The organism is Aquimarina sp. TRL1, assembly GCF_013365535.1.
Taxonomy (GTDB): Bacteria; Bacteroidota; Bacteroidia; order Flavobacteriales; family Flavobacteriaceae; genus Aquimarina; species Aquimarina hainanensis.
In genome coordinates this window covers 5,060,091-5,073,368 of sequence record NZ_CP053590.1, presented here as the reverse complement: position 1 = coordinate 5,073,368, position 13,278 = coordinate 5,060,091, and the positions used below count along the sequence as shown (strand labels likewise).

The following is a 13,278-nucleotide window of genomic DNA, read 5'->3' as shown; positions in this document are numbered from 1 at the left end:
AAACTTTTAGGAATGCCTAAAGTGCTTATGGTTTTATTCCGTTAATTCTCGACCAAAGTTGGGATAACAAGGGAGAGATATCCCTTACGTCCTTTTCTTTTTCTTTTGCTTGCAGCATTCCATTTTCATAAAATAATTCATAGCTAAATACAAAGTTGTTCGCTTTCGGAACTACTCCTAGCTGACCAAACCGAAGGTCGTTAAAGTAGATATGACTCTCTTTTTTTTCTATGGTATACCAGCCTTCTGTTAAGGCAATCAATCTATGAATTAAGGGATCAGATGCCATATCACCTAATAACTGATGATTTTTAGGAAATTTTGAATACTGAATGGAATCATCATCATCTAATAAAGAATAAAACCCTATCAAAAAGGCGTCTTCTGTTTCTACATTTGCGGTCCATAAAATCGTATTCAGAGGGGTAGGCTTATTCTGTATAGCTATAAAGGGAATCTTTTGATCGTGTAGGCTTTTTTCAAACTTAGTATAGGTAAACCATTTTAATCCCAAGGTAAGGAGGATATAACTACTACTGATTATAAGACCGAGATTGTTAAGGCGTCTACGGGTAGGGGAGGTACGCTTATAAAACATTAGTATGAGAATGCATAGTAAAAAAGGCAAAGTATATAAAGGGTCTACTACAAAGATATTTTTAAAAGAGACCTTATAGTCAAAGGGCCAGAATAATTGAGTCCCCCAGGTTGTAAATGCATCTAAGATGGGATGCGTAAATAATCCTAGGAACATTAAAATAGTCCAGTCTTTTCGGGTAGCTTCACTTCTGGGATATATAGTATGTAATAACCATCCGAATACGGGAGCTGCAATAAGACAAAATAAGATAGAATGAGAGAATCCACGATGGATTTCATTTGCAGTAACAATATCAACAAAGTTGCTGGTAAGTACGTCCAGGTCGGGAATTGTCCCAGCAATAGCTCCCCATAGAATGGCTTTATTACCAACTTTTTTTCCCAGGCAAGCTTCTCCGACAGCTGCTCCTAAAACGATTTGAGTTAATGAATCCATTAATAAAATTAATGTTTTTATTTTTTTAAAGAGTTTTCTTTTCTTAAGAAATCGCGAGAAATATAGTGAATTTAAAAGTGTAAATGTAGTGTTGTTATTCAGTTTTTTAGTCTCGTATGCACAAAGTTTTTTTTGAATAAAATAGCAATTGATGCACCGTATTTTTTTCTAAACAAATCCTTCCTGAAATATAATTAAAGAAGTGTTTTTTATAAAAAGACTAAATGCTTTATTTAGTACGGATTATGTTTAATACATATGGAGTATGGGGTGTTTGGCAGGAAATTTTATCGACAATTTGTGTTTTTTGACGAAAAAAATAAAGTGTTTTTATTTTTTGCAAGGAAAATTAAAATAAGTTTAGTTCTTTTGAAAAACCACGGGGAAAAATTTATGAAAGAATTAGTTAATAAAGTTTTGTTAATTGATGATGATAAGGCAACTAACTTTTATAATACAAGAGTAGTTTCTAAACATCATTGTTATGAGCAGGTAAGTTCGGTTCAGAGCGGTAAAGCTGCATTGGAATACTTAACCTCTCTAAGGGAGGATACAAGTTTGTTAAAACCAGATTTGATTTTTTTAGATATTAATATGCCAGCGATGAATGGATGGGAATTTCTAAAAGAATACGAAAAACTGGAAACCTCTTTAACAGAAAATATTATTGTTATTTTATTGTCTACATCGTCGAACCCAGAAGATGTTAGAGAATCTATCATCCACCACTCTGTAGCTGATTTTATTAATAAACCATTGTCTTTAGACTTATTAGATACAGTGTTTAATACTCATTTTTGTCAAAAGCAAAAAAAAGATTAGTACTTTTGTAGTTGAAATTGTAATTATTAAAAGGCGTTTTTATGGTTAAGGGGTTAAAACGTTTTCTTTTAGTTGATGATAGTAAAGCAACCAATTTTTTTAATAAAACAGTCATAGAGCGAAGTGGAGTTCCGGCAGAAATCCTTATTGCGGAAAATGGAGAGGAAGCACTTAATGTAGTAACATCGGAACAATCGCCAGATATTATTTTTTTGGACATTAATATGCCTGTAATGAATGGGTGGAACTTTATATCGGAGTATCAACAATTAGAAAATAAATATAAAAAGGGAATTATTATTTTGATGCTGGGCACTACATTGAGCATCGAAGATGAAGAGAAAGCAAATAATACACCGGAGATAAAAGAATTCAGAGAAAAAATGCTAACCAAAGAAATTGTGGAAGATATTGTTTCCAACTATTTCTAGGAGGATTTCTTAGCGTTTCCGAAGGTTAAAATATTCTTTTTTAGAATTTTATATTAGATTTTTATTCTGAAAAATTAAAAGGTAAAGTATATTTGCCCACAAAATAAGTGTCTTATTAAATTTATAACTATTAGTATCATAGGTTTCACACACAGATATTATAGGGTTCTTATTGCAACTGCTATAACATTATTATGTTCTGTTCATTCAGTTACATCTCAAGGGATAGTAAAGGGAAAAGTCTCAGATCAATTCGGAAGTCTTCCGGGGGCGAAGGTTGTTTTGGAAGGATTTGGGATTAGTACGACTACAGACGTTCATGGCGATTATATCCTAAAAGTGGATAATGGAAGTTATACACTTGTTGCAGGTTTTATTATGTACAACCCGGTTTCTAAAGAGATTCAGGTACAATCCGGGGATACTTTGCAGGTTGATTTTGTTCTTACTACAGGTTTTTCAATGGATCAACCTACTACCTTGGGATCTCGGGCAAAACCAAGCTCTTTACTAAAAACTACGGTACCGGTAGATGTGATTTCTGCTCAGGGAGTGTCTAATTCATCTCAGATAGAACTGAGCCACATTTTGCATTATCTAATTCCTTCTTTCCATTCTACATATCAAACCATCTCAGATGGAACAGATCATATCGATCCAGCAACGTTGAGGGGGTTAGGACCTGATCAGGTATTGGTACTGGTCAATGGGAAGAGGAGACATAATAGCTCATTACTGAATGTGAATGGAACCATTGGGAAAGGAACAGTAGGGACTGATTTTAATGCGATTCCTATAGCTTCTATCGAACGTATTGAAATTCTGAGAGATGGAGCAACTTCTCAATATGGATCTGACGCTATTGCAGGGGTAATTAATATTGTATTAAAAAAACAAACAGACGTAATAGATGTTGATAATAGAATAGGTGTGACTACTGATGGAGATGGTGTTAATACATATTCTTCTGTTAACTTCGGATTAAAGGTAGGAGAAAAAGGATATATCAATGTTACTGCGGAATATCGGGATAGAAAAGCAACCAATAGAGCAGGGAATTATACAGGAACTGTTTATACAGATGATAGAGAAGAAGATCAGGACCTAATAATTAAGAATAATTTCTTTGGAGAAACGGGCTATACAGATAAAAGAGTAATGGAAATAGGCAATGCTGCTACTCAAAATCTGGCAGTGTCTTTTAATGGAGAAATAGAAATGTCTGAAAAAGCAAATTTTTACCTGTTGGGAGGTAGAAACTATAGAGAAGGAAAATCAGCAGGATTTTACAGATTTCCCAAAGAGCAAGAGAAAGTAGTGTCAGAATTATTTCCCAATGGTTTTTCTCCACAAATTCTAACGGATATCCAGGATGATTTTGTTATTGCAGGAATTCGTGGAACTAAAAATAATTGGAATTTAGACTTTAGCCATGGTATTGGGATTAATGGATTGGATTATACAGTTAATAATTCGAATAATGCATCTTTAGGAATTGCTTCTCCGAGAACATTCTATGCCGGAGGTTTTAAGTACCGACAGAGTACAACCAATCTGGATTTGTCACGAAGTTTTGATTGGTTGAAAGGGGTGAATGTAGCCTTTGGAGCAGAGCTTCGAGTTGAGAATTATCAAATTATAGCAGGAGAAGAGGCTTCATATATCGATGGAGGAGAAACCTATATAGATACATCCGGGGTAGAACGAAAGCGAATTGCTGGCGCACAGGTGTTTCCAGGAATTCACCCGGATAATGAATTAAACAGATTCAGAACCAATAGCTCAGGGTATATTGATCTGGAAGCAAATGTATCAGAGAAACTTCTGTTAAAAGGGGCCGTACGATACAATAGCTATAACGATTTTGGAGGACATGCGATCTGGAAACTATCCGGAAGATATCGAATAAATAAGTTTACCAGTGTGCGAACAGGTTTATCTACCGGGTTTAGAGCTCCTTCGTTACACCAGGTATTCTTTCAGAATATCAGTACCCAATTCGTCAATGGACAGAGTATTCAGGTGGGGACCTTTAATAATGAAAGTGCAGTAACCCAGGAAGCATTTCAGACAGGACCGCTAAAACCAGAGGCGTCAAATCACTTTAGTGCAGGGATTAGCGGTAAGCTCAATAATAAACTGGCGTATTCGTTTGATTATTATCTGATTAATATAGAAGATAGGATTGTTCTTTCTTCTAGATTGTCCGAAGGTTATGAAGATATATTGGCTCCTTTTCAGGTAGGAGCAGCTCAGTTTTTTACCAATGCGATTGACTCTAGAACTACTGGATTAGATGCTTCTTTGGTGTATAAAACATCTATAGGTGAAGGAGATGTAAATGCAGTGCTAGGTGCAAATCTTACCAGAACAAAAGTAAGAGGAAGAATACAGGCACCTCCGTCTCTGATCGGAATGGAAGAAGGCTTGTTTAACAGAGAAGAAGTTGCTCGGATAGAATCTTCTCAACCCAATTATAAAATTACATCAGTGATGTCCTATGAATTAGGAAAATATCGTTTTCAATTGATGAATACCTTATTTGGAAAAGTAACCTATTTACATCCGGAAGATGGAGATCCTGATAATTGGGTTCTTAATGAATTTACAGGAAATGTAGAAAGCAGAGATCAGACTTTTGCTCCAAAATTAGTAACTGATGCGGCTATTACATATCATATCAATTCTCAAATACGATGTATGATAGGAGGAAATAATATTTTTGATGTATATCCGGATAGAAATAAACATTCTGTCAATAGTAATGATGGAAATTTTATATATAGTAGAAGAGTTCAGCAGTTTGGAGTAAATGGAGCAAATTATTATTTTCGACTATTGCTGAGATTATGAAGTAAGACATATGAGTATTCAACAGTTGGTTAGGGAACAGTGTTATTCTTTTTTCTTTTTGATCCTTTTAACAGGATGTTTTTCTTTTCAGGGAAGAAGTCAGGAAGAGAATAATGAAGCTGTGAAAAAAAGACAAAGAGCTATCTTTGTTTATAATTTTGCGCAGCAGGTACAATGGAAAAATATCGAAGACAATCAGTTTTTTAAAATTGGTGTTTTGGGGATGGATGCTACAATCTATGATTTGCAATCACTGGCTCAAAAGAGAAAAATACAAGGTAAACCGGTTGAGGTATCCAGGTTTCTCAAAGCAGATAATCTTCGAGGAATTCAGCTGCTATATGTAAATAACAAATTCAAGTACGATATTAATTATATCCTGAAAAAAATCTCAGGAAAAGGGATTTTATTGGTGACCGAAGATTATAATTTTAATTCTTCAATGATCAATATGGTAAATGTCGGTAATTCTTTTGAATATGAAATTAACGAACGGCATATAGAAAAAGAAGGGTTTGTTTATGCTGTTACGCTAAAAAGATATGCTATTCGCTCTCCTCAGAAATGGAAAAAACTGTATAAAACACTGGAAAAAGACTTTGATGAAGCACTAGAAAAAAATAAAGAACAGGAACGGTTAATAGAAGACCGGGAGAAGGAGATTACAAGACAAGAAAAAACTATTGGAGACCAAACCAAACGGTTACATGATATAGAAGAAGAAGTTGTAGCTCGTAATAAGACGATTAAAGAGTTGTGGAAAGCAAGTGGAATTCAGAAAAAGAAATTTGAGGAGAAACTAAAAATAGAAAAGGAACTGGAAGAGGGAATTAAAGAACAATTGCTTCGAATTCAGGATCAGGAGGAGAAAATAGCAACTCGTAATAAGAAAATAGGAAATCAGCAAAAAATCCTGTCAGATCAGAAACAAGAGATTCAAAAACAAAAGGAGATCTTAAATGAGCAGCTTTCAGAAATATCTACTCACAAAAAAATAAATCTCTATCTGATAATTCTGATGATGCTTCTTTTATTAGCAGGTGTTTTTGTATATCGTAGTTACCTGACTAAAAAACGCTTGAATAAAGAGTTAAAACAGAAAAATATTGCAATTAATAAACAGTCCTTAGAACTGGCTTCCAAAAATCAGGAATTGGAACAATTCGCTTATATAGCAAGTCACGATTTGCAAGAGCCCTTAAATACAATTTCCAGTTTTATCGGACTATTAGCGGAAGATTATAAGGATACTTTTGATGAAACGGGAAAAGAGAGTTTAGGGTTTATTCAGGATGCCAGTATTCGTATGAAAAACCTCATAGATGCCTTGTTGCAGTATTCTCGATTGGGTAGAGGTAAAGATATAGGTTTGGTAGATAGTAATGTAATTTTGAGAGATCTGAAGAAAGACTTAAAGGATGTTGTAGAAAAAAGCAAAGCCAGTTTAGTCATTGCGAATTCATTACCCATATTAGAAGGGAATGAAATAGAGCTTAGATTGTTGTTTCAGAATTTGATTAGTAACGGAATTAAGTTCAGAAACAAGGAGGTTATTCCCGAGATTGTAATCTCGAGTATCGAGATTACAAAGGAAGGGAAAAAGTACTGGAAATTCTCTGTAGAGGATAATGGTATTGGGATACCGGAAAAACATCAGGAAAGAATATTTGCCATATTTCAGCGTCTACATTCCAAGGATAAATATCCAGGAACAGGTATTGGGCTGGCGCATTGTAAGAAGATTGTTGAGTCTCATGGAGGCGAAATATGGTTAGAATCATCAGAAGGAGAGGGGAGTACGTTCTTTTTTACCATCCCAGGATAAAAAAAGCCAAATACATAATGGATGTATTTGACTTTTGTTACATTACTCTTTTCAGATGCTAGTGTTTTGCTTTAGAGGATTAATCTCCATCATTATCTGTAGGTGTAATAATGATAGAAAGAATACTTCGTACATCATTAGAAAGCATAATTACCAGAGCTGTTATTTCTTTATGAGCCTTACTGACAGCTTCTTTCTGAGTGTTAATTGCAGTATAGATATCCCCGTCGATAGCAAGTAAGGCATTTTGAGTATTGGTCAATTGTTTTTGCAATGCATCTGCCAGTACAGTATCTCCCGTAATCGCCGTGATCTTATCAGAGATTCCCAAACCATCGGAATTGTAGAAAGTGCGTTCTATACTTTTTATATTGGCAAGTATCAATTCTTTAGAAATTTTACTAAAAGGAGCCTGAAGATTTTCAGGACTGGTATTTGATGAGTTCTCCAGACCTCCGGGTTTTCCTAGTTTTGCTTTTTTTACAGTATCCGCAGTATTATATAGCCCGTTAAATAACAAATTGAGAGAAGAAGCAAGTCCTTCTTCTTTATTTTGTATAAAAGCAGTAGCATAATTGTCTCCGTTTCTATCCCAGATGTTTACCAATTTCTCAGCATTGGTTTGTAATTCCTTTGCGATGAGAGAAAGGTATTGTTTTCTTTTTTCGGTAGCAAAGTTTTGTATAATGTCATTGTTAGGACTATTAAACAATAAATACTCAATAGAGGAAATCCCTTTAGAAGGAGTACTGATTTTGGCTATTGTTTCTTCATTCAGTTCTGTATTGCCATTAATTCTGTTTTCTATAGCATTCGTATAAGTTGGCCAATTATAAAGTTTTAAGTGCATAAAATTGTCCTTAACAGTGCCAATATTAAAAGCATAAACATATCCGTATGCAGTAGCTGTTTTTTTCCATTGTAACTGTGCTTCGTCCAGGTTTTCTATGGAAGGGGCTGCAACAAAAAGAGTTATTTTCTCATGTAGGATAGTAGCCTCTTCCCGAAATGATGTTACCGATGGTATGATGATGTCATCTACGATGTTAGCTCTCATTTTTTGATTATCAAAATTCGTAGGGGTATCGGTTGTCGTCTTGTGGTCATTTTCATTGCAGGATGCAAAAAAAATGAGGGTGATTAAAAAGATGGATGTTATTTTTTTCATAGTGTAATCTATAATGAATTGATAAAATCAAGTAGGTATTGTCGTTCTGCTTGTGTTAATTGCATAAAATCATTTTTACTTTTTTCTGCTTCTCCTCCGTGCCATAAAATAGCTTCTTCAATATTTCTGGCTCTTCCGTCATGTAGTAAAAAAGTATGGTTGTTTACTGTCTCGATAAGACCAATTCCCCATAGTGGTTGAGTTCTCCATTCTCTTCCACTTGCTAAAAAATCAGGTCTGTTATCTGCTAGTTTTTCCCCCATGTCGTGTAATAGAAAATCGGAATAAGGGCGCACTTGAATATTTTGAATCTGAGGAAGAATAGCATAGTTGTTATCAGTTACGAAATTATCTACATGACATTTGATACAGGCTAATTCTCTGAATAGATTTTTACCTTTTAATACGTTTTCTTTTTTATAATCTCTTCTGGTAGGTACAGCTAATGCAGCTTGATAGATGAGTACATGCTTTAGTTGTCTGTCAGTAACTTCCGGGGCTCCTCCATTAGGAGCATTCGCACAGTCATTTTGTGGGCTTGGACAATTGTTTTCTGGGAATAAATAAGTAGTTAGTCCCATGTCTCCATTAAAAGCACCTGCAATTTGTTGTTCCAGGCTGGGTTGGTTGGATTTCCATCCAAATTTTCCAATTTTAAGGGTGTTTGTTTTTACGTCCCATACATAGTTTGCTTTTCCAGAGATTCCATCTTTATCGGTATCAAATTCATCTACGTTTGCTAAAATAGCAGCGTCGTCCAAAGCATCAATAAAACCAAGACCAATAGTTTGTTGTGCAATTCGCGGAGAGGTAAGAACGGTTTGTAGGGAACCGAACTCTTCATTTTGTATAGCGTACACAGGTTTTCTGAGTTCATATGGAGTTCCATCGGGATAGTTCCCTTTTACAGTTTCATATGTTATAAGAACCTTGGCTTCAGCAGGTATATTGAGATTGGCATGATCTTGAATTTGGTCTCCGTAGTGAGGAACTTCCAGAGGTCCTCCATTCATGCTTTCACCTGGAATACTGATTCTCATTAAAAAACCATTGGATTCTCCGGTATCTCCTGCAAGCGGGGGACGTCCTCTACCATCTTTAAAATGACAGCTGGCACATGCTTTGGCATTAAAAGTGGGACCTAATCCGTCTCTGGCAGTAGTAGAAGCGGGAGATGAAACCCAGGATTGATTGAATAAGGAATTTCCGGTTTCGAATGCTCCTTCATTATCTATTAATCCAGGAATTTTGTGTCCAAAAGCATTGTTACTTTGGGAACCGATACTAAATTGTCCGATAAGAAGTTCTTCTCCTTCTTCATAAGTTATTTTATCAACAGGAGTATAAGAGTCGTTATCATTAGAACAACTGCAGGATAAACTCAATAGGGTTATTGATAAAAGTATAATTTTATATAAAATTCTAGTCATTTATAGGAAACTCTTTTTACGACAAAACCCGAACAATTTAATGTTCGGGATTTAATAAGGTATGCTTTGTTATCTAGATAGTTAAAACTATGTGATTAGTTTACTACATTGATTCCTATACTCGATGCCGCAGCACTAATTTGGTTTGCCTGTTCTTTTAGCGCATCAATAGCAAGAGTAACAACTCCTTTTGGAGTATCTGTAAAGTTTTCTTCGATAATTAATAAATCAAACGGCTTATCATTAGTTGCGATCGCATTAATTTTGCTTATGGCATCGGCAGCCGCTACTTTTAATTTTTGAGCAGCATCTGCGTCTGTTTGATTAACAAGATCATAAAATGAAGCCCCTTTTATCGAACCGTATTGTCCAAAAATAACATTTTGCACCCCTAGGGCATTGTTATAAATATCCCGGTGTGTATTGTCAGAAAAACAAGAGTGCTCATCTTCTTGTCCACTGTTGTCAATTCCCTCTTCAGAGTTAAGGGGAGCAATCATTCGTTCTGATGATAGTTCTTCTCCACTAATAAAGAAGGATCCTTTAATTACTTGCTTTAAAGCAACGTCTTCATTTAGTGCCAGAAATACTTTTCTGTAAGCTCCATTAGCAGCCCAGGTGTCTACAAGGCTTTTCAGGTCTTTTACAAGAAGATCAGTCGAAACTTGTAAAAACTCTTTTCTTCTATCAGCATGCGCTGCTGTAGTATAATCTGTATAAGTTCTTAATCCTGCTTTTTTATCTGCAGGCTTTGTATTGTCTTGCCCCCATAATAGGAACTCAACAGCATGCCATCCAGTGCTGATCGATTTGTCGTTTTGCGCTTCGTTTTTATCGATCAAAAGTGCTTCGTTAATTGTGATTGCTGGATCAGCAATAATACCACCAGAGTAATCCCCTGCGTAGGATTCTGTACCTGCAAGAACATAATCAATATATCCTTCATCAAGAGGCCAGGCATTAATCTGTCCTTCAATATCAAGTCCCCATGGCTCTGAAGCTGATTCTTTCGTGTCGATTGGTCCGTTTGATTCTCTATATACCTCCGTTTGTCCGTATGGTTCACGAGCATCTAACCAAGCTTTTTTTGCAGCTTCGAATCCTGCTTCAGAAGGAGCAGCGATAAATGCATTAATTGCTGTCTGCATTACGACAGCCTTATCATATGAGTCTTTATAGGATTGGTGTACTATATTGACATAATTTTCTATTACTTGTTTTTTGGTAACCTTGGAGGCATTATTCCCTTTATCGTCATCATCATTACAATTAACACATGTAATGGCAATGGCAGCGATCATAATACCTAAGACGATTCTCAATTTCATTTCCTGATTATTTATTTAGATTAAATATAGTTAGGGGATAAAAGTACTCTGTTGCCCCAACAAATCCAATTTTATTTAGATTAATTTCAAATAGATAGGGTTAATGTTTTCTTAAATTTTAACTGATGTTTTATTTAAAAGAAAATGTTAAGAAAATTGTAACCAGGAACTATTGGATTTGTATTCTTCGATACTGTCAATCAGGTTGTTGAAGTTATATGAGTTTATCAATTTAGATATATCTTGTTGCAGGGATACAATGCAGTTATCGATCAGGTCTTTTCTGAAATCGGTTTCTGTCAATGACAAAACGAAATCAGCAGATATAATTCTGCCTAAGGCTTTTCCCAGATCAACAAGTTTGCGCTGTGGGAGATCAAATTTGAGAGAGAAATCAATATCTTTTTTAAAGTATTCGGAAGATTTTTCGGTTAGATTAAATTCTTTAAGAAAAGCAAAAAGATTGAATTCTTTCTTTTTCCTCATTAGTTTTAACACCATTTCTGAGATCTGAGTATATAGCATTTCATTAGAACCTTCAAAAATCTGAAAAGGTCGACTGTCTACAATGCCTCGACCTCCAATATGACTTAGTCGATATCCTTTGGAACCGGATAATTGTACTAATAACTGCGCAGATTCCTGCATCAGATCAGTAATTACGGCCTTCATACTATTTGCTTCAATTCCTGCAGAAGATACATTTTTATCAATACCGCTGGTTTTACTGCTTCGGATACACATGGCTGAACAAATGGTGAAAGCACTTTGTATTTTAGAAATCTGATGTTGCACCTGATCTAATGCCAGCAGGTTTTTTCCCCCGATGATTCTGTTTTTGCATTGAAGGAGTGCTTCGTCCAACATACGTTTAATGAACCCCATACCCATTCCAGGGAACTGCATTCTACTGCGATGAAGGATGTCTAGCATCATTTTAATTCCTGTACTTTCAGGTTGTAATTTGAATTTTTCAGGAATTTCAAGGTTTAATTTGTTACGACCATATGGTATCATATATAGTCCGAGATTATCAAAGTACTCTTCGACTTCTACATGTTGATTCTTTTGTGTGACATCACAAATAAAAAAATCAATATCTCTTGCTAATTCCCCTTTTTCATTTTTCTTTCGGGAAGTTATTAACCAATAATCTGCCATACCGGTCAACCCCTGCCAGTGTTTGGTTCCTTTGATTGTATAAGAAGAGTCATTTTTAATGTTATATGTCTGCATGTTCAAGGCATCACTCCCAAAGTCAGGCTCTGTAATCATGAGTCCACCCATTTGTTGTTTCTCTAGGAAACGCTTAAAAATAGCTCCTTTTACATCCTCATCAGCATATTTAGCAACAGGTTCTAGAAATAAAGCGATGTTTATACCAAAGGTAAGTGATAATGGAAGGGATTCATAGGATGCTGCTGCCAGTACACCTAGACATTCTTTGACATACGCTCCACGCCCTCCATAATTTTGAGGAATGGCAACTGATAAAGGAGCATGAGCCATAATTTCTCTCATTACCATGGGAGGAATTCCTCGTTGACTACTGAAAGTGTCTATATTAGCTCGTTGGTGAAATACGGATTTTAGAGTGTTCTCAAAAGAAGAAATGAATTCTGAAAAGTCTGGATTCATGATTGTTTATGTTTATTCTTGTATTGGGGGAATATGAAGAAATGATAACTCCATTTTACACGAATACATAGCATGTTTGTTGGGGGGTGAAATTAATTAAAATAATTAATATTATTTAGATTAATTAAAAATAAATTTCAAAACTGTTTTTTATAAGCTAATATTCATGCAATTCTTCATTAAGAGTTATTAGTAATTAACAAACAGCTAGTGGGGAGTCTTCTATGTTGTATGAAAATTTTTGAAGGGAATAGGAAAGGAAGGAGGTTGTTTTTAGGAAGTAAGGTTACACTGCTCCATAGTAATACCAGCGTCCTTTTTCTTTTATAAAATAAGATTTTTCATGGATTACTTGTACAGCATTATTTTCAAAAAAGAAGGCTTTGAACTCTACATATCCATCAGTGTCTTCTAAGTTTCCTTTGGATGTTTTTAGCACGTCTAGTTTTATCCAGTTTACAGACTTAGCCCATTTAACGATCTCCTTTTTCTCATGTACAGGGCGTGTTTTGGCATGATGACTTTTTAGCAAATAATCTCCATCCGCATAGACAAAACCAACATACCTGGATCTCATCAGCATCTCTGCAGTTATCGCTTTTTCATGATGTTCATGGACTATTTTACAGCAGTTGAAATAACTTTTTCCGGTACCGCAAGGACATTGTTGTGTGCTCATAAAAACAAACCTACTAATTTCTGCAAAAGAATTTGGTGATGGATTTCCAAAATATGAAAAAAATGTTG

10 protein-coding genes are annotated in these 13,278 nt (G+C 35.3%); 4 read left to right on the top strand and 6 right to left on the bottom strand.

Annotation, left to right across the window (positions count from 1 at the left end; genetic code table 11):
- Window positions 1–25 precede the first annotated feature (25 nt).
- Window positions 26–1,036, bottom strand: a complete 1,011-nt coding sequence (locus HN014_RS20930; RefSeq protein ID WP_176030774.1) for a metal-dependent hydrolase — start codon at window positions 1,034–1,036, stop codon at window positions 26–28.
- Window positions 1,037–1,429: 393 nt separating this feature from the next.
- On the opposite strand from HN014_RS20930, the gene HN014_RS20925 reads away from it, so the two are divergent.
- The 4 genes from HN014_RS20925 (at window position 1,430) to HN014_RS20910 (ending at window position 6,967) form a co-directional block, all read left to right on the top strand.
- The gene (locus tag HN014_RS20925) at window positions 1,430–1,858 is read left to right on the top strand and encodes a response regulator (protein ID WP_176030773.1); all 429 of its coding nucleotides are present in this window, start codon (window positions 1,430–1,432) and stop codon (window positions 1,856–1,858) included.
- Between the two features lie 41 nt (window positions 1,859–1,899).
- Window positions 1,900–2,289 carry a two-component system response regulator gene (locus HN014_RS20920; RefSeq protein WP_176030772.1) on the top strand — a complete coding sequence of 130 codons (390 nt, stop codon included), beginning with the start codon at window positions 1,900–1,902 and terminating at the stop codon, window positions 2,287–2,289.
- Between the two features lie 114 nt (window positions 2,290–2,403).
- Window positions 2,404–5,142, top strand: coding sequence for a TonB-dependent receptor (locus tag HN014_RS20915; protein ID WP_368660078.1), 2,739 nt, complete (start codon window positions 2,404–2,406; stop codon window positions 5,140–5,142).
- A gap of 10 nt (window positions 5,143–5,152) precedes the next feature.
- On the top strand, window positions 5,153–6,967 hold the full coding sequence (locus HN014_RS20910) for a YfiR/HmsC family protein (RefSeq protein WP_176030771.1): 1,815 nt from the start codon (window positions 5,153–5,155) through the stop codon (window positions 6,965–6,967).
- Between the two features lie 79 nt (window positions 6,968–7,046).
- Here HN014_RS20910 and HN014_RS20905 read toward each other — a convergent pair whose 3' ends face one another.
- The 5 genes from HN014_RS20905 to HN014_RS20885 all read right to left on the bottom strand — a co-directional run bounded on the left by HN014_RS20905 (window position 7,047) and on the right by HN014_RS20885 (window position 13,210).
- Entirely contained in the window at window positions 7,047–8,135 is a 1,089-nt protein-coding gene (locus HN014_RS20905; protein WP_176030770.1) for an imelysin family protein, read from the bottom strand.
- Between the two features lie 8 nt (window positions 8,136–8,143).
- Complete coding sequence (locus HN014_RS20900; protein ID WP_176030769.1) at window positions 8,144–9,565, bottom strand: di-heme oxidoredictase family protein; 1,422 nt, start codon at window positions 9,563–9,565, stop codon at window positions 8,144–8,146.
- Window positions 9,566–9,660: 95 nt separating this feature from the next.
- Window positions 9,661–10,893: an imelysin family protein gene (locus HN014_RS20895; protein ID WP_176030768.1), complete on the bottom strand. Its 1,233-nt coding sequence runs from the start codon at window positions 10,891–10,893 to the stop codon at window positions 9,661–9,663.
- 147 nt (window positions 10,894–11,040) lie between these two features.
- On the bottom strand, window positions 11,041–12,531 hold the full coding sequence (locus HN014_RS20890) for an acyl-CoA dehydrogenase family protein (RefSeq protein WP_176030767.1): 1,491 nt from the start codon (window positions 12,529–12,531) through the stop codon (window positions 11,041–11,043).
- Window positions 12,532–12,817: 286 nt separating this feature from the next.
- Complete coding sequence (locus tag HN014_RS20885; RefSeq protein ID WP_176030766.1) at window positions 12,818–13,210, bottom strand: YchJ family protein; 393 nt, start codon at window positions 13,208–13,210, stop codon at window positions 12,818–12,820.
- Window positions 13,211–13,278 lie beyond the last annotated feature (68 nt).

What these genes read in the sequence shown, in the direction of transcription:
- HN014_RS20930 (WP_176030774.1), bottom strand. Translation starts at nt 1,036, where the DNA reads ATGGATTCATTAACTCAAATCGTTTTAGGAGCAGCTGTCGGAGAAGCT.
- HN014_RS20925 (WP_176030773.1), top strand. Translation starts at nt 1,430, where the DNA reads ATGAAAGAATTAGTTAATAAAGTTTTGTTAATTGATGATGATAAGGCA.
- HN014_RS20920 (WP_176030772.1), top strand. Translation starts at nt 1,900, where the DNA reads ATGGTTAAGGGGTTAAAACGTTTTCTTTTAGTTGATGATAGTAAAGCA.
- HN014_RS20910 (WP_176030771.1), top strand. Translation starts at nt 5,153, where the DNA reads ATGAGTATTCAACAGTTGGTTAGGGAACAGTGTTATTCTTTTTTCTTT.
- HN014_RS20905 (WP_176030770.1), bottom strand. Translation starts at nt 8,135, where the DNA reads ATGAAAAAAATAACATCCATCTTTTTAATCACCCTCATTTTTTTTGCA.
- HN014_RS20900 (WP_176030769.1), bottom strand. Translation starts at nt 9,565, where the DNA reads ATGACTAGAATTTTATATAAAATTATACTTTTATCAATAACCCTATTG.
- HN014_RS20895 (WP_176030768.1), bottom strand. Translation starts at nt 10,893, where the DNA reads ATGAAATTGAGAATCGTCTTAGGTATTATGATCGCTGCCATTGCCATT.
- HN014_RS20890 (WP_176030767.1), bottom strand. Translation starts at nt 12,531, where the DNA reads ATGAATCCAGACTTTTCAGAATTCATTTCTTCTTTTGAGAACACTCTA.
- HN014_RS20885 (WP_176030766.1), bottom strand. Translation starts at nt 13,210, where the DNA reads ATGAGCACACAACAATGTCCTTGCGGTACCGGAAAAAGTTATTTCAAC.